The 15,812-nt window shown below is 68.9% G+C and carries 16 protein-coding genes; 7 read left to right on the forward strand and 9 right to left on the reverse strand.

The features are described 5' to 3' along the window. The first annotated feature begins 116 nt into the window (after positions 1 to 116). Positions 117 to 1,247 (forward strand): alanine racemase, encoded by a 1,131-nt coding sequence (alr, locus tag HV701_RS15625; protein WP_175133946.1) that lies wholly within the window; start codon positions 117 to 119, stop codon positions 1,245 to 1,247. A gap of 227 nt (positions 1,248 to 1,474) precedes the next feature. Then, a complete protein-coding gene (locus HV701_RS15630; protein WP_175133947.1) occupies positions 1,475 to 2,194 on the forward strand; it encodes an SDR family oxidoreductase in 720 nt (239 codons plus the stop codon). Between the two features lie 100 nt (positions 2,195 to 2,294). Here the strand turns inward: HV701_RS15630 and hpaI are convergent, their stop codons facing one another. The 4 genes from hpaI to HV701_RS15650 are packed head-to-tail and all read right to left on the reverse strand — an operon-like array spanning position 2,295 to position 5,737. Further along, positions 2,295 to 3,095, reverse strand: a complete 801-nt coding sequence (gene hpaI / locus HV701_RS15635; protein ID WP_175133948.1) for a 4-hydroxy-2-oxoheptanedioate aldolase — start codon at positions 3,093 to 3,095, stop codon at positions 2,295 to 2,297. 14 nt (positions 3,096 to 3,109) lie between these two features. Then, positions 3,110 to 3,913 (reverse strand): 2-oxo-hept-4-ene-1,7-dioate hydratase, encoded by an 804-nt coding sequence (hpaH, locus tag HV701_RS15640; protein ID WP_175133949.1) that lies wholly within the window; start codon positions 3,911 to 3,913, stop codon positions 3,110 to 3,112. 25 nt (positions 3,914 to 3,938) lie between these two features. Beyond that, complete coding sequence (locus HV701_RS15645) at positions 3,939 to 4,688, reverse strand: fumarylacetoacetate hydrolase family protein (RefSeq protein ID WP_175133950.1); 750 nt, start codon at positions 4,686 to 4,688, stop codon at positions 3,939 to 3,941. 20 nt (positions 4,689 to 4,708) lie between these two features. Continuing rightward, complete coding sequence (locus tag HV701_RS15650; RefSeq protein ID WP_175133951.1) at positions 4,709 to 5,737, reverse strand: fumarylacetoacetate hydrolase family protein; 1,029 nt, start codon at positions 5,735 to 5,737, stop codon at positions 4,709 to 4,711. Between the two features lie 224 nt (positions 5,738 to 5,961). Here HV701_RS15650 and hpaE point away from each other — a divergent pair, with 224 nt between their 5' ends. After that, a complete protein-coding gene (gene hpaE, locus HV701_RS15655; protein ID WP_175133952.1) occupies positions 5,962 to 7,428 on the forward strand; it encodes a 5-carboxymethyl-2-hydroxymuconate semialdehyde dehydrogenase in 1,467 nt (488 codons plus the stop codon). Between the two features lie 35 nt (positions 7,429 to 7,463). Further along, positions 7,464 to 8,315, forward strand: coding sequence for a 3,4-dihydroxyphenylacetate 2,3-dioxygenase (hpaD, locus tag HV701_RS15660; protein WP_175133953.1), 852 nt, complete (start codon positions 7,464 to 7,466; stop codon positions 8,313 to 8,315). Position 8,316: 1 nt separating this feature from the next. Here the strand turns inward: hpaD and hpaR are convergent, their stop codons facing one another. Together hpaR and HV701_RS15670 are read right to left on the reverse strand one after the other, a co-directional pair. After that, positions 8,317 to 8,763 carry a homoprotocatechuate degradation operon regulator HpaR gene (gene hpaR / locus HV701_RS15665; protein WP_175133954.1) on the reverse strand — a complete coding sequence of 149 codons (447 nt, stop codon included), beginning with the start codon at positions 8,761 to 8,763 and terminating at the stop codon, positions 8,317 to 8,319. A 115-nt stretch (positions 8,764 to 8,878) separates the two neighbouring features. Further along, positions 8,879 to 9,508: a hypothetical protein gene (locus HV701_RS15670; protein ID WP_175133955.1), complete on the reverse strand. Its 630-nt coding sequence runs from the start codon at positions 9,506 to 9,508 to the stop codon at positions 8,879 to 8,881. A gap of 425 nt (positions 9,509 to 9,933) precedes the next feature. On the opposite strand from HV701_RS15670, the gene radA reads away from it, so the two are divergent. From radA to HV701_RS15685, 3 genes are all read left to right on the forward strand, one after another. Continuing rightward, on the forward strand, positions 9,934 to 11,298 hold the full coding sequence (gene radA, locus HV701_RS15675; RefSeq protein WP_175133956.1) for a DNA repair protein RadA: 1,365 nt from the start codon (positions 9,934 to 9,936) through the stop codon (positions 11,296 to 11,298). A 12-nt stretch (positions 11,299 to 11,310) separates the two neighbouring features. Beyond that, positions 11,311 to 12,087: a sulfite exporter TauE/SafE family protein gene (locus tag HV701_RS15680; protein ID WP_175133957.1), complete on the forward strand. Its 777-nt coding sequence runs from the start codon at positions 11,311 to 11,313 to the stop codon at positions 12,085 to 12,087. 200 nt (positions 12,088 to 12,287) lie between these two features. Then, positions 12,288 to 12,527: a hypothetical protein gene (locus HV701_RS15685; RefSeq protein ID WP_175133958.1), complete on the forward strand. Its 240-nt coding sequence runs from the start codon at positions 12,288 to 12,290 to the stop codon at positions 12,525 to 12,527. A 128-nt stretch (positions 12,528 to 12,655) separates the two neighbouring features. Here HV701_RS15685 and HV701_RS15690 read toward each other — a convergent pair whose 3' ends face one another. From HV701_RS15690 to HV701_RS15700, 3 genes are all read right to left on the reverse strand, one after another. After that, positions 12,656 to 13,612, reverse strand: a complete 957-nt coding sequence (locus tag HV701_RS15690) for a 2-hydroxyacid dehydrogenase (protein WP_175133959.1) — start codon at positions 13,610 to 13,612, stop codon at positions 12,656 to 12,658. 102 nt (positions 13,613 to 13,714) lie between these two features. After that, complete coding sequence (locus HV701_RS15695) at positions 13,715 to 14,686, reverse strand: Bug family tripartite tricarboxylate transporter substrate binding protein (RefSeq protein ID WP_175133960.1); 972 nt, start codon at positions 14,684 to 14,686, stop codon at positions 13,715 to 13,717. A 73-nt stretch (positions 14,687 to 14,759) separates the two neighbouring features. Beyond that, entirely contained in the window at positions 14,760 to 15,761 is a 1,002-nt protein-coding gene (locus HV701_RS15700) for a tripartite tricarboxylate transporter substrate binding protein (protein ID WP_175133961.1), read from the reverse strand. Between the last annotated feature and the right edge of the window lie 51 nt (positions 15,762 to 15,812).

Raw genomic sequence — 15,812 nt, forward strand, 5'->3', positions numbered from 1 at the left:
TGCCTGCGGTCGGGCCGCAGGGGGGAGCCGGCCCATTTTAGAGTACACGCGTATCCCCGGCCGCGCGCCGCAGGCAAGCCGATCAGTTAGACTTGAGCGCCACAGGATCCCATATCATGCCCCGCCCGATTTCAGCCACTGTTTCCGTTTCCGCCCTGGCCCACAACCTGGCCGCCGTGCGCCGCCATCTCGACCAGACCGCCGCCGCCGCGTCCGGCGTGGCGCCGTCGATCTGGGCAGTGATCAAGGCCAACGCCTATGGCCACGGCATCGAACAGGCCGTGGCCGGCTTTTCCAAGGCCCAGGGCCTGGCCATGCTCGACCTGGACGAGGCCGTGCGTTGCCGCGAGGCCGGTTGGGGCGGGCCGATCCTGTTGCTCGAAGGTTTCTTCAATCCGTCCGATCTGGAAATCGTCGACCGCTACCACCTGAGCGTCACGGTGCACCAGCGCGAACAGCTCGACATGCTGGCCCGGGCCCGCCTGTCGCGCCGGGTCGACATCATGCTCAAGCTCAATAGCGGCATGAACCGGCTCGGTTTTTCACCGGCCGCCTATCCCGCCGCCTACGAGCGCGCGCTGTTGCTGCAACAGCAGGGCGTGGTCGGCTCGGTCGGCAGGATGACCCATTTCGCCTGCGCCGATGGCCCCCAGGGCATCACCGAGCAGATGGCCGTGTTCAATTCGGTGACGCATCGGCTCGGCAGTGGCCCCATCAGCGTTTGCAACTCGGCGGCGACCCTGCGTTTTGCCGGCGTGGCGGTCGGCTCCGAGACCCAGGCTCACTGGGTGCGTCCGGGCATCTGCCTGTACGGCGCCTCGCCTTTCGCTGACGCCGAGGCCAGCACGTTCGGCCTCAAACCGGCCATGTCGCTGCGTTCCGAGATCATCGCGGTGCAGGAACTCAAGGCGGGCGACTCGGTCGGCTACGGCGCCTTGTTCCGGGCCGACCGCGCCATGCGCGTGGGCATCGTCGCCTGCGGCTATGCCGACGGCTATCCGCGCCATGCCGCCACCGGCACGCCTGCGGTGGTGGCCGGCATCCGTACCCGGTTGGTGGGACGCGTCTCCATGGACATGCTGATCGTCGACCTGGACCCGGTTCCCGCGGCCGGCGTCGGCGCACCGGTTTCGCTGTGGGGCGAAGAGGGGCCTTCCGTGGACGAGGTGGCGCTGGCGGCGGGCACCATCGGCTACGAGCTGCTCTGCGCCCTGGCGCCGCGCGTGCCCGTCACGCGGGACGCCTGATCCCGCCGGGCCTGGCCGGGCACGTTCCCGGCCGCGGCAGGCCGTGGGCCTGGCGGCGTCCGATTTTCTGCCGGGACGTGCCGCGGTCTCCCCGGGGCGGCGGGTGTCCGGCATGCAAGAATTGCTACGCAATTTACAAGACAGGTGGCGCCGGATGGTGTCTACTTGAACGAGCGGGCGCGCAGGCGCCCGCTTTTGCCCAGTAACGAACGACGAGGTCTCGATCCATGAAGGACAAATGCGTGCTCATCACGGGTGCCACCAAAGGCATCGGCTGGGCCCTGACTCAGCGGCTGTCCGACATGGGATGTCATGTGGTCGGTATCGCGCGCAATACCAGCGATGTCGATTTCCCCGGCTACCTGTACGCCTGTGACCTGGCCGACGCCGGCCGCACCGAGGAAGTGCTGCGCGAGATCCGCGAGAAATTCCCGGTCGATGCGGTCGTCAACAACGTCGGCATCGCCTCGCCGCAACCGCTGGGCGAGATCGACCTGGCCACCCTGTACAACGTGTTGGACCTGAACGTGCGCGTCGCCGTGCAGGTGACGCAGGCCTTCATCGAATCGATGAAGGTGCGCCGCGCCGGCCGCATCGTCAACGTCTGCAGCCGCGCCATCCACGGCGGGCTGGAACGCACCGCCTATTCGGCCGCCAAGAGCGCGCTGGTGGGCTGCACCCGCACCTGGGCGCTGGAACTGGCCGAATATGGCGTGACCGCCAACGCGGTGGCGCCCGGACCCATCGAAACCGAATTGTTCCGCGCCACCCGCCCGGCAGGCAGCGAGGGCGAAAAGCGCGCCCTGGCCTCGGTGCCCATGAAGCGCCTGGGCACGCCGGCCGAAGTGGCGGCGGCCATTGCCTTCCTGCTGTCCGATGACGCCGGCTTCATCACCGGCCAGGTGCTGGGCGTGGATGGCGGCGGCAGCCTGGGCGGGCGTTCCTGATCCTGCCCCCGTGGGCTGGCCCCGGCTGACGCGGCCGTCGGCTGCCCGGATGAAGCCGAACGGCGCCCACGGGCGCCGTTGTCGTTTCCGCCGGCCGGTTTCAGTACGGTCCGCCGGTCTGGCCAGCCGGCTTGATGTCCTTGAATTCGCCCGCCAGCTTTTCGGCCGCGCGCGCCAGCAGCACCGCGTCCACCCCCACCGCCACGAACGTCGCGCCCAGCGACAGGTAATGCCGGGCCTGGGCCACGCCGCCATGCAGGATGCCGGCGGCCTTGCCCGACTTGACGATGCGGCCGATGGCCGCGTCGATCGTGCGGGCGACCTCGGGGTGCTCGGGCTGGCCCAGGTAGCCCATGCTGGCCGACAGGTCGGCCGGGCCGATGAAGGCGCCGTCGACGCCCTCCACGGCCAGGATTTCTTCCAGCGCATCCACGCCGCGCGGGGTTTCGATCTGCACCAGCACGCACATCTCGTCGTTGGCGCGCTCCAGGTAGTTGGGGATGCGGTTCCAGCGCGATGAGCGCGCCAGCGCGCTGCCCACGCCACGGATGCCGGCGGGCGGATAACGCACCGCGGCCACCGCCGCCGCGGCCTCTTCGGCCGACTGCACCATCGGCACCAGCAGCGTCTGCGCGCCGGTGTCGAGGATCTGCTTGATCTGTACCGGATCGTTCCAGGCCGGGCGCACTACCGGCGCCACCGGATAGGCGGCCACCGATTGCAGCTGCGCCAGCGTGGTTTGCAGCGTGTTGGGGGCGTGCTCGCCGTCGATCAGCAGCCAGTCGAAGCCGGCGCCGGCGATGATCTCGGAGGTATAGGCGCTGGCCAGGCCGGCCCACAGGCCGATCTGGGGCGTGCCGGCGCGCAGCGCGCGTTTGAACTGATTGGTCAGGATATCCATGGGCCGCGTTGAGGTCAGATGAAGTGGCAGTTGACGGAGCCGAGCACGCCGTAGTCGACGTTGAAGGTGTCGCCGGGGCGCGCGGCCACCGGACGGGTGAAGGAGCCCGACAGGATGATCTCGCCCGCCTCCAGCGCCACCTCATGCGCGGCCAGCTTGTTCGCCAGCCATACTACGCCATTGGCGGGATGGTTCAAGACACCGGCGGCCACGCCGGTCTCCTCGACCACCGCATTGCGCGACAGGATCGCGCCGATCCAGCGCAGGTCCAGCTCGCCGATCTTCACCGGCCGCCCGCCCATCACCACGCCGGCATTGGCGGCGTTGTCGGCGATGGTGTCGAACACCTTGCGCGGGCGCTTGCTGTCGGGGTCGATGCCGTGCGAGCGGGCGTCGATGATCTCCAGCGCCGGGATCACGTAGTCGACCGCGTCGTACACCTGGAACAGGGTCACGTCCGGGCCTTGCAGGCGCTTGCCCAGCACGAAGGCCAGTTCCACTTCCAGCCGCGGCAGGATGAAGCGGCCGGCGGGAATGTCGCCGCCGTCCTCGAAGAACATGTCGTCCAGCAGCATGCCGAAATCGGGTTCGTCGATCTGCGACGACAACTGCATGGCGCGCGAAGTCAGGCCGATCTTGTGGCCGCGCTTGACGCGGCCCTCGCCCAGCTTGATGTCCATCCAGGCGCGCTGGATGGCGTAGGCATCGGCGAGGGTGATGTCGGGATGCTCCAGCGATATCTGGCGGATCTGCCGGCGGCTGCGTTCAGCGTCGTGCAGGCGCGCGGCCAGCGCGCGCACGGTGGTGGTGTCAAGCATGCGAAGGGTATCCAGGCAAGGGAAATCAGGTGGGGCAGGGCGCCAGCGTGTTGACCAGCCGGCCGATGCCGTCGATCTCGGTCACGACTTCGTCGCCCGGCTGCACGTTGACGATGCCGTCGGGGGTGCCGGTCAGGATCAGGTCGCCGGGCGACAGCGTCATGAAGCCGCTGAAGTACGCGATCAGGGCGGGGATGTCGAACACCATGTCGCGGGTGTTGCCGCGCTGGGTCTGGACGCCGTTGACGGTGGTGCGCAGGTCCAGGTTCATCGGATCGGGCACGTCGTCGCGGTCCACCAGCCACGGCCCCAGCGGGGTGCAGGTGTCGCGGCTCTTGACGCGCAGGTTGGGGCGATACCAGTTCTCCAGATAGTCGCGCAGCGCGTAGTCGTTGGCCACGGTATAGCCGGCCACGTAGTCGTAGGCCTGCTCGCGCGCGATGTTGCGGGCGGTCTTGCCGATCACCACTGCCAGCTCGCATTCATAGTGCATGAAGCCCACGTCCGCCGGCCGCAGCGTCTGCGCGCGATGGCCGACGAAGGTGTTGGCCGCCTTCAGGAAGCCCAGCGGTTCGGCCGGCGCCTTGAACGCCAGTTCCCTGGCGTGGTCGGCGTAGTTGATGGCCAGGGTGAAGGTGGTGCGCGGTTCGATCGGCGGCAGCCAGGTCACCGCGTCTTCGGCCAGCAGGCGGCCGTCGGCCAGGCGGATCATGCCATTGCCGGCATCGGTGGCGGCGTGGAGGGCGCCTTGGTAGGCGATGCGTGCGTGTCTCATGGCGGGTTCCGTGGGGCGCTTCAGGCGCTGGCGATAAGCATGTTGCCGAGCGTGCCGACCCCGGCGATGCGGATCTCGTAGCGTTGGCCGGCGCGTGCCAGCGGCGCGTCGGCGCGCGCCCCGGCCAGCAGGATGTCGCCCGGCTCGAAGCGCATGAACGCGGTGACGTCGGCGATCAGCCGGGCCACCGGCCGTACCAGGTCGGCGGTGCTGGCGCGCTGCGCCAGTGCGCCGTCGATCCAGGTCTCGATGGCGAGCGCGTCCGGCTCGGGCACCGCCGCGACGGGCGCCAGTTCGCGGCCGATCGGGCAGAAGCCGTCGCGGCACTGCTGCTTGAGCGCGGGACGGAAATAGCTGTCGTGCGGCGCCGACAGGTCGGCCACCACGCGATAGCCGGCCACATGGCTCAGCGCCTCGGCTTCGCTGACGCGGCTGGCGCGCCGGCCGAACACGATGCCCAGGGTGGCGCCGATGCGCACCTCGGGCACGTCGGCCGGTAGCGTGATGGCATCGCCGTCGGCGGCATAGGTATTGGCCGGCTTGATGTAGAGCACGGGCGCGCGCGGCGCGGCCTGGTAGGGCGGTGCGTTGACGGCTTCGCCCAGCGCGGCCAGCGCCTGGCGTGTATTGAGCGCGGCGCCCGCCACCGTGCGCGGCAACGCGGCGGCGCGCGCCGCCAGGTAGTCGCGGTAGTTGCTGTGCTTGTAGTTGAGCACCGGGTCGGCTTGCTCGACCTGCAGCGACAGGCCCAGCGGCCGGCGCGCCATTTCCTGCGCCAGCGCGTCGCGCAGGGCCTGGAAGGTGCGCTCTCCCAATGCCGCCTGCTGCGCGGCGCTGCGGCCGTGGCCGATGCGCAGCAGCACGTGCACGAAGGCGTTGTCGGGATGGCCGTCGGCGATCAGGTAGTCGTCCACCCGCACGGCGCGGGTGCGCGCGCCGGCCAGCGGATACAGGCTGCCATCGCCGACAGCGGCGTCCTGCACCGCGCGCATCAGGGCGCGGGTGTCCAGGTCCAGGTTGGCGGAGTACTCAATCCAGATATGTGGCATGACAGACGCGCGACCCGCGCTTCTCCGCATATTGTTAGCATGTTAAGTATCATAGTGAAAAAGCCAGCCCGCGGCAATCGCTGGCGTGTCCCGCGTGACCGCGTGACAGGGGTTGTCCGCCGTTGACAGCGTTGCCGTCGACGCATAAAGTTAACAGGTTAACTAAATTGTCAGGCCGCCCGCCGCATCGGCGTCGGCCGTCCGCCAACGGCGAGGAGACGCACGTGAGCATCAAGCACTGGATCAACGGCAAACAGGTCGACAGCGCCGACCGCTTCACCACCTTCAACCCGGCCACCGGCGAGGCCATCGACGAAGTGGCCGCCGGCGGCCAGGCCGAGATCGACGCCGCCGTGGCCGCCGCGGCCGCGGCCTTCCCCGGCTGGGCCGGCACGCCCGCCAAGGAACGCGCGCGGCTGATGCGCCGCCTGGGCGAACTGATCGACCGCAACGTGCCGCAGCTGGCCGAACTGGAAACCCGCGACACCGGCCTGCCGATCTCGCAGACGCGCAAGCAGCTGATCCCGCGCGCCGCCGAGAACTTCACCTTCTTCGCCGAAGTCTGCACCCGCATGAATGGCCACACCTACCCGGTGGACGACCAGATGCTGAACTACACGCTGTACCAGCCGGTCGGCGTGTGCGCCCTGGTGTCGCCGTGGAACGTGCCCTTCATGACCGCGACCTGGAAGACCGCGCCCTGCCTGGCGCTGGGCAACACCGCCGTGCTGAAGATGTCGGAACTGTCGCCGCTGACGGCCGACCAGCTCGGCCTGCTGGCGCTGGAGGCGGGTATTCCGCCCGGCGTGCTCAACGTGGTGCAAGGCTACGGCGGCACCGCCGGCGACGCGCTGGTGCGCCATCCCGGCGTGCGCGCGATCTCGTTCACGGGCGGCACCGTCACCGGCAAGAAGATCATGGCGAACGCGGGCGGCATCAAGAAGTTCTCGATGGAACTGGGCGGCAAGTCGCCGGTGCTGGTGTTCGACGACGCCGACGTCGAGCGTGCGCTGGACGCGGCGTTGTTCACCATCTTCTCGCTCAACGGCGAGCGCTGCACCGCGGGTTCGCGCATCTTCGTGCAGGAATCGATCTACGATGATTTCGTGCGCCGCTTCGCCGAGCGCGCCAATCGCCTGGCGGTGGGCGACCCGGCCGACGCGGCGACCCATGTGGGCGCGATGATCACGCGCCAGCACTGGGAGAAGGTCACCGGCTACATCCGCCTGGCCGGGGAAGAGGGCGCGCGCATCCTGGCGGGCGGCGCCGACGCGCCGCAAGGCCTGCCGGCGCACCTGGCCGGCGGCAACTTCGTGCGGCCCACGGTGCTGGCCGACGTCGATAACCGCATGCGCTGCGCCCAGGAAGAGATCTTCGGCCCGGTCGCCTGCCTGATTCCGTTCAAGGACGAGGCCCACGGGCTGGCGCTGGCCAACGACGTCAAGTACGGCCTGGCTTCCTACATTTGGACCCGCGATATCGGCCGCGCCCACCGGCTGGCGCGCGGCATCGAGGCCGGTATGGTATTCATCAATAGCCAGAACGTGCGCGACCTGCGCCAGCCGTTCGGCGGCACCAAGGAATCCGGTACCGGCCGCGAGGGCGGCGAGTACAGCTACGAGGTGTTCGCCGAGATCAAGAACGTCTGCGTCTCGATGGGCAGCCACCCCATTCCGAAGTGGGGCGCCTGAACGCGGTCCGGCACGACAACAAGGAGATACGCATCATGGGCAAGCTCGCGCTGGCGGCCAAGGTAACGCATGTGCCGTCCATGTACCTATCCGAAATGCCGGGCCGCCATCATGGCTGCCGCGAGGCCGCGATCCAGGGCCATCGCGTCATCGGCCAGCGCTGCCGCGACCTGGACGTGGACACGCTGGTGGTGCTGGACGTGCACTGGCTGGTGAACGCCGGCTATCACGTCAACTGCCATGAACGCTTCGCCGGCCGCTACACCAGCAACGAGCTGCCGCACTTCATCAAGGATATGGACTATGCCTATCGCGGCGATCCGGCGCTGGGCCGGCGCATCGCCGAATGCGCCAGCGCCGCTGGCGTGGCCACGCGCGCGCACGAAATCGCCAGCCTGGAACTGGAGTACGGCACCCTGGTGCCGATGCGCTACATGAATGGCGACGACCGCTTCAAGGTGGTGTCGGTGGCGGCCTGGTGCGCCTGGCACGCGCTGGATGACAGCCGCCGCTTCGGCGCGGCGCTGCGCCAGGCCATCGAGCAGAGCGACCGCCGCGTCGCGGTGCTGGCCAGTGGTTCGCTGTCGCACCGCTTCAACGACAACGGCAGTCCGGAGGCCGCCATGCACCGGATCAGCCGCGAGTTCTACCGCCAGGTCGACCTGCGGGTGGTGGACCTGTGGCGCCAGGGCGACTGGAAGACCTTCTGCGCCATGCTGCCGGAATACGCCGACCTGTGCGTGGGCGAGGGCGGCATGCACGACACCGCGATGCTGTTGGGGCTGCTGGGTTGGGACGCCTACGACCGGCCGGCCGAGATCGTCACGGACTACTTCACCAGTTCGGGCACGGGGCAGATCAACGCGATCCTGCCCGTGCCGGACTGATTCATTCGGTCGCGGCTTCGCGCTTGATCAGGTCGACCATGGTGTCGACATCGGTGTACAGGCGATCGAGCAATTCCTTGCCGATGCGGTCTTGGATTTCCTGGTACTTGGCGTCCACCTGGGGGCGCATGCGGTCGATCAGCTTATTGCTCTTGGGCGTCAGGGAAATCTCCTGGCGGCGCTGGTCGGCGTTCGACCGCGCCCGCTTGATCAGGCCCTGTTCTTCCATGCCGGCCAGCATGCGCGTCAGGCTGGGGCTGAGGATCTGGCAGCTGCGGGCGATCTGGTTGGGCTCCATAGCGCCCACTTCGCTCAATGTGCGCAATACGCGCCATTGCTGCTCGGTGACGCCGGCGGCGTGCAGGATCGGCCGGAAATGCGCCATCAGGGTTTCGCGCGCGTAAAGCAGCAGATGGGGAAGATTGCGGTGGTGGAAGCTCGGACTCATGGCGGCTATGTTAGCAAGAAGCCGTTCTATTTCTGTTGAATGCCCAGGGATACGAAGGTCCAGGCCCGCGACGGGCGCGGGCCTGGCGGCGAACGGAACGGAAGAGAAAAAGGGGTCAGGAAGCCGGGTTCTGCTGCGCCAGTTCCTGCAGGTCGTCGGGCAGCGCCAGGTCGGGCGCGCCCTGCTGCAGTTCGCGCAGCGCGGCCACGGCGTCTTCCTGCTGGTCGTCCTGCATCAAGGCGCGGATGTGCGCGATGCGGGCCTCGATGTCCTGCTCGCCGAAGGCGACGGGTTCGGTGCTGGCTTGTTCGGCCGGGGCGCCTTGCGCCGCCGCGTCGGAGGCCTGCTGCGCGGCGGGAAGGCCGGCCGGAATGGCGCCGGTGACGTCGGCGGCCCTTTGCACTGTCGCTGGCGTCGACCGCGGCGCGGGCGCTTCGGTCGGCGCGGGGCGCGGCGCCGGGCCGCGTTCGATGTGGATGACGGGCGCTTCCTGGGACACCGTCAGTTGCGGCGTGATGTCGGCCATCTCGGCGTTTTCGCGCATGTTGGTCCAGGCGAACAGCCCGGCCACCAACGCCGCGCAGGCGGCGGCGGCCCAGCCCGGGTGCCAACTGTGGCCGGGGTGCCAGGTGCGGCGCACGGCCGCGTCCAGTTCGGGGCTGCCGCCGGCCCTGGGCTTGCGATACAAGGCGCGCAAATCCAGTTCGTCGTCTTCGTCGAAGGGGGGGCGATAGGCAATGCTCATGCGCGTACTCCTCACGCATACGCCTGGTGGCAAGGCGTATCCGCGTTTGACCCGGGCCTGTGCCGCGCCGGTGGTCCGGCGGTCTCGTGCAGGATCGGATCGTGTTCCGGTTCAGGTGGCCACAGGTGGCCCAAGCGTCTTGCAATGTGCCGCGATTCCCGGCCGCCCGCCCTGGCGCGCCGCGCCAGACAGGACACCCGGGACCGTAGGCCCGGCATGACGCATCACGCGATGATTATGCGCGTATTGCAGAAATCCGCCAGCGAATTTCTTATGTCTGCAGGGGGGGATTGCGAGACGTCCCTGTTTACGCAAGGGGATTGAAAGCAAAGCGCACCAGGACGGGGCAACGTGTGTCCGCGCCGACGCGCCGTGCAGACGTCCGGCGGCCCCGCGGCCTGGCTTGTGCCGGTAAACTTGCGCCCATGGCCAAGACCCGAACCGTATACGTGTGCGCTGACTGCGGCGGCACCACCCCGAAGTGGCAAGGCAAGTGTCCGCACTGCAATGCCTGGAACACCCTCGAAGAAACCATTGAATCGGCCACGCCGGCCGCGGCGGCCTCGCACCGCTACGCGCCGCTGGCCTCCAGCAGCCCGGTGCGCAGCCTGTCGGAGATCGAGGCGCGCGAAACCCCTCGCACGCCCACCGGACTGGATGAATTCGATCGCGTGCTGGGCGGTGGCCTGGTGGCCGGCGCCGTGGTGCTGATCGGCGGCGATCCGGGAATCGGCAAGTCGACCCTGCTGTTGCAGGCGCTGGCGTCCTTGTCGGAAAGCACCAACGTCCTGTATGTCACCGGCGAAGAGTCGGCCGAGCAGGTCGCGCTGCGCGCGCGCCGGCTGGGCCTGCAGACCGGCAACGTCAACCTGCTGGCGGAAATCCGCCTGGAGGCGATCCAGGCGGCGGTGTCCGAGCAGAAGCCCAGCGTGGCCGTGATCGACTCGATCCAGACCCTCTATAGCGGCGAGCTGACCGCCGCGCCCGGCTCGGTGTCGCAGGTGCGCGAATGCGCCGCGCAGCTGACGCGGCTGGCCAAGCAGACCGGCATCGCCATCGTCATGATCGGCCACGTCACCAAGGACGGCGCGCTGGCCGGCCCGCGCGTGCTCGAACACATCGTCGACACGGTGCTGTATTTCGAAGGCGACACGCACTCGTCGTTCCGCCTGGTGCGCGCGTTCAAGAACCGTTTTGGCGCGGTCAACGAGCTGGGCGTGTTCGCCATGACCGACCGCGGCCTGCGCGGCGTGGCCAACCCCTCGGCGCTGTTCCTGTCGCAGCATGAGCAGCAGGTGGCCGGCTCCTGCGTGATGGCCACCCAGGAGGGCACGCGCCCGCTGCTGGTCGAGATCCAGGCGCTGGTGGACAGCTCGCACGCGCCCAACCCGCGCCGCCTGACGGTCGGCCTGGAGGGCAACCGCCTGGCGATGCTGCTGGCGGTGCTGCACCGCCACGCCGGTGTCTCGACCTTCGACCAGGACGTGTTCGTCAACGCCGTGGGCGGGGTGCGCATCACCGAACCGGCGGCCGACCTGCCGGTGCTGCTGGCCATCATGTCCTCGTTGCGCGACCGGCCCCTGCCGCGCGGCCTGATCGCCTTCGGCGAAGTCGGCCTGGCGGGCGAGATCCGGCCCGCGCCGCGCGGCCAGGAGCGCCTGCGCGAAGCCGCCAAGCTGGGGTTCTCGATCGCGCTGATTCCCAAGGCCAACGCGCCGCGCCAGCCCATCGAAGGGCTGGAGATCTGGGCGGTGGACCGGCTCGATGCCGCCCTCGACAAGCTGCGCTGAAGGACGCGCCACATGAGTCTGTTGCTGATTGGCCTGTGCCTGGGCGCGGGGTGCCTCATTGGCTTCATGGGGGGCGTGCTGGGCATCGGTGGCGGCCTGATCGCGATTCCGGCGCTGGTGCTGTTGATGGGCATGTCGCAGCAGCTGGCGCAGGGGACCGCCCTGATCATGGTGCTGCCCACCATCATGATGGCGGTGCGCAAGTACAACCAGCAGACCCGTATCGACCGCCGTGTCGCGCTGGCCGGGGCGGCCGGCGCCGTGGTGTTCACCTGGGTCGGCGCGCGCCTGGCGCTGGGCATCGATTCCGGCGTGCTGCGCCTGAGCTTCGCCGTCTTCCTGTTTTTCATCGCGCTGTTCTATGCCTGGCAGACCTGGCGTGCCGGGCGGGCGCGGCATGCGGCCAGGCCGGCAGACCGCGCCGCGCCGGTGTTCACGCCGCGTCGCGCGACCCTGCTCGGGGTGCTGTGCGGCACGCTGGGCGGCTTTTTCGGCGTGGGCGGCGCGGTGCTGGCGGTGCCCATCATCACCTCGGTATTCAGGCTGCCGCAGACCAGCGCGCAGGCGCTGGCGCTGTGCATGGTGATTCCGGGCTCGGCGGTGGCGCTGGTGACGTACAGCTGGGCCGGGCAGGCCGCCTGGTTGGTGGGGCTGCCGCTGGCCGCGGGCAGCCTGCTGTTCGTGCCGGTGGGGGTGCGCCTGGCTTACCGCCTGCCTGAACGCAAGCTGAGAGCGTGCTTCGCGGCGATGCTGTTCGCCACCGTGGCGCTGCTGATATTCGAAAGCTGAACGTTGCCGCCCGCGCGGCGATTGTCACGATTTCATGACGAAGCGTTAACGCTGGAAAGGGCGCGAAAATTCCGCGTCTGGCGCTGAACCTTCAGCGGTCACGGGGTTCCAACGGAGTACGGGTTTTGCGGCGATGTTGCCGCCCCGTGTCGGCAAGGCCAGGGGGCGACCCCCGGTCTTCACCATTAGGAGTACATGCAATGACGACTCACTCCCGTATCGCTGCGTTCCTGTCCACTTCGGCCTTGTGCCTCGGTCTGGCTGCCGCGCCGTCGGCGTTCGCGGCGGGCGCCGATGCCACGACCAAGTCGGGCGAGAGCAAGGCCCAGGCCCAGCACAAGCATCACAAGTCCGACAAGATGTCCGCCAAGCACGGCACCGAGAAATCGGGCGCCGCCAAGATGGGCAAATCGGGTACCGCCACGGCGCCCGCGAAGTAAGGCAGTTCACGCGGTACCGGATCGCAAGATCCCGCAGTTCCTTTGCACGGCGGACGGGTCTTCGGGCCTGGAAGTCGAAAGCCTCTCGGTATGGGCGCCGAGAGGCTTTTTCGTTGGTGCCGTCCGTGTCACGCCACCGGCGTGATCACGCGGCCGGTGTCGAAATACGCCGCCAGGTTCTCCAGCATCAGGTCTTCCATGGCCTGGCGTGTTTCCAGCGTGGCGCTGCCGATGTGCGGCAGCAGCACCGCCTGGTCGCTCTTGATCAGGGCCTCGGGCACCTTGGGTTCGTGTTCGAACACGTCGAGCGCGGCGCAGCCGAGCTTGCCGGCCTCGAGCGCGGCCACCAGCGCGGCCTCGTCGATGACCGGGCCGCGCGCGATGTTGACGATGATGCCGCGCGGACCGAGCGCTTCCAGCACCTCGCGGTTGACCAGGTGGCGCGTGGCCGGCCCGCCCACGGTGGCCACGACCAGGAAATCGGCCCAGGCCGCCAGGTCGGTCAGCGCGGCCTCGTAGCCGTAGTCGACATCGTCGCGCCGGCGGCGGTTGTGATAGCGCACCTGCATGTCGAAGCCGATGCCGCGGCGGGCGATGGCTTCGCCGATACGGCCCAGGCCGACGATGCCGAGCTTCTTGCCGCTGACGCGCTGGCCCAGCGGAATGCTGCCATGCACCTGGCCCCACTGGCCGGCGCGCACGAAGCGTTCGCCCTGGCCCATGCGGCGGGCGCCGGCGATCATCAGGCCCCAGGCCAGGTCCGCCACGCAATCGGTCAGTACATCCGGCGTGTTGCTGACCTGCACGCCGCGCGCCTGCGCCGCCTGCACGTCGATGGTCTCGTAGCCCACGCCCCAGCTGCAGATGGCCTTCAGGTCGGGCAGGGCGTTGATCAGTTCGGCGTTGGCGCCGAAGTTGGCCGAGGTGACGATGGCGGTGACGCCCTTGCCGAGTTCGGCCAGGGCGGCCTTGCGGTCCGGCTGCTTCCACAGCTCGATGACGTCGTAGCGCTCCGCGAGGCGCTGGTTGGCGGAGGGCGAGCCGGCCAGCGAGCCGACCTGGATGATGCGATGCTTGGTGGTCATGTTGTCGTACAGGTGGGTGGCGAAACCTTCATGCTACTTGATCCGGCCTTGAATCCGGCTGAGCGGGGCGCGGCCAACCGCGGGCCGCGCCGCCGCGTGGGCTCATTCCAGCTGGATGTTGGCTTTCTGGATCACATCCTTCCAGCGTTTGACCTCGGCCTGCTGGAACGCGGTGAATTGCTGCGGCGTATTGGCCACCACCTCGAAGCCCAGCCCCTGCAGCGTCTTCTCGGTGCGCGGCTCGCGCAAGGCGGCCTGCAATGCCTTGGCCAGCTTCTGCGCCACCTCCGGCGGCGTGCCCTTGGGCACCGCGAAGCCCTGCCATGAATACACCACCATGTCCTTGATGCCGGCCTCGGCCAGCGTGGGCACGTCCGGCAGGTCCGGCGCGCGCTTGTCGCCGGTGATGGCCAGGGCCTTGAGCTTGCCGGCCTTGATGTGGGTCTGCACCGCGCCCAGGTTCTGGAACGACACATTGACCTGGCCGCCGATCAGATCGGCGATGGCGGCGCCGCCACCCCGATAGGGCACGTCCACGCCCGTGGTCCGGGTGCGCTGGCGGAACAGCACGGCCGACAGGTGGTCGGACGAGCCCGTGCCGGATGAGGCGTACGACACCTTGCCGGGGTTCTTCCTGGCATAGTCGACCAGTTCGGCCACGGTGGTGGCAGGGAACCCAGGCGAGGCCACCAGCACGTTGGGGTTGCGCACCGCCTGGGTCAGGTATTCGAAGTCCTTGCTGGGGTTGTACGAAAGGTTCTTGTACAGCGCTTCGTTGATGGCGAAGGTGCCGATCGAGCCGACCATCATGGTGTAGCCGTCGGCGGTGGCGCGGGCCAGTGCCTGCGCGCCGATGGCGCTGTTGGCGCCCGGTTTGTTCTCGACCACGAAGGTCTGGCCCAGGGCCGCGGTCAGCCCGGGCGTGACGCTGCGCGCGGTGATGTCGGACGAGCCGCCCGGCACGAACGGCACGATCAGGGTAACGGGTTTGGCGGGATAGCCGGCGGCGTGTGCCGCCGGTCCGGCAAGCAGCGCGACGGCGGCCAGCGCGAGCGCGCGTAGCGATGGGTTCATGGTGTCTCCTGGTTCGCGTGATGATGAAGAACCCGGTGTCCACGCGTGACGGCCGGGTCCTGGCCGGCGCCGGTCAGTCGACCTTGGCGCCCGATTGCTTCACGACCGCGGCCCATTTGACGGTTTCCCGCGCCATGAACTGGGTGAACTGTGCCGGCGTATTGCCTGACGGCGTCGCGCCCTGGGCCTGCAATTGCGCGCGCACGGGCGCCTGCCGCAGCGCCGCAGCGACATCACGCTGGATCTTGTCGACGATCTCCTGCGACGTGCCGGCCGGCGCCAGCAGGCCGAACCAGCTGGAAGCCTCGTAGCCTTGCACGCCGGCCTCGGCCATCGTCGGCACGTCCGGCAGCGCCGGCGAGCGCGCGGTGGTGGTGACCGCCAGCGGCCGCAGCTTGCCGCCCTTGATGAAGCCCATCGACGACGGCAGGTTGTCGAAGATCAGGTCGGCCGAGCCCGCCATCACGTCGGTCAGCGCCGGGCTGCTGCCCTTGTAGGGCACGTGCGTCATGCGGGTGCCGGTCATGGTCTGGAACAGCTCGCCCGACAGATGCGTCGAGGTGCCGTTGCCGGTCGAGGCCATATTGACGCTGCCGGGGTTGGCCTTCAGGTACTTGATCAGGTCCGCCACGTTGCGGATGCCGTGTTTGTCGGCGAAGGCGGGATTCAGTTCCAGCACGTTCGGCACCGGGATCACCAGCGTCACCGGCGTGAAGTCCTTGACCGGATCGTAGGGCAGCTTGGCGTAGACGGATGGGTTGATGGCGTGGGTGCTGACGGTGCCCATGAGCAGGGTGTAGCCGTCGGGCTTGGCGCGCGCCGCTTCGGCGGTGCCGACGTTGCCGCCTGCGCCCGCCTTGTTGTCCACCACGACCGCCTTGCCCCAGGCCTTGCCCAGCTCGGCCGCCACCACGCGCGCGGCGATATCGGCGGTGCCGCCGGCGGGGAACGGCACGATGATCTTGACGTCGCGCGCCGGGTAGCCGGCGCCGGCCTGGGCCGCGGCCGGCAGCAGGGCCGCGGCGGCCAGACAGGCGGCAAGGGCCAGACGGCCGCGAAAAGGGGCTGCAAGCATGGAAGTCGTCTCCTCGTGTGCGCGTGGCCGCGCATCGTTTGTGGGGTGTTC

Source organism: Achromobacter pulmonis, assembly GCF_902859765.1.
Lineage (GTDB): Bacteria > Pseudomonadota > Gammaproteobacteria > Burkholderiales > Burkholderiaceae_B > Achromobacter > Achromobacter pulmonis.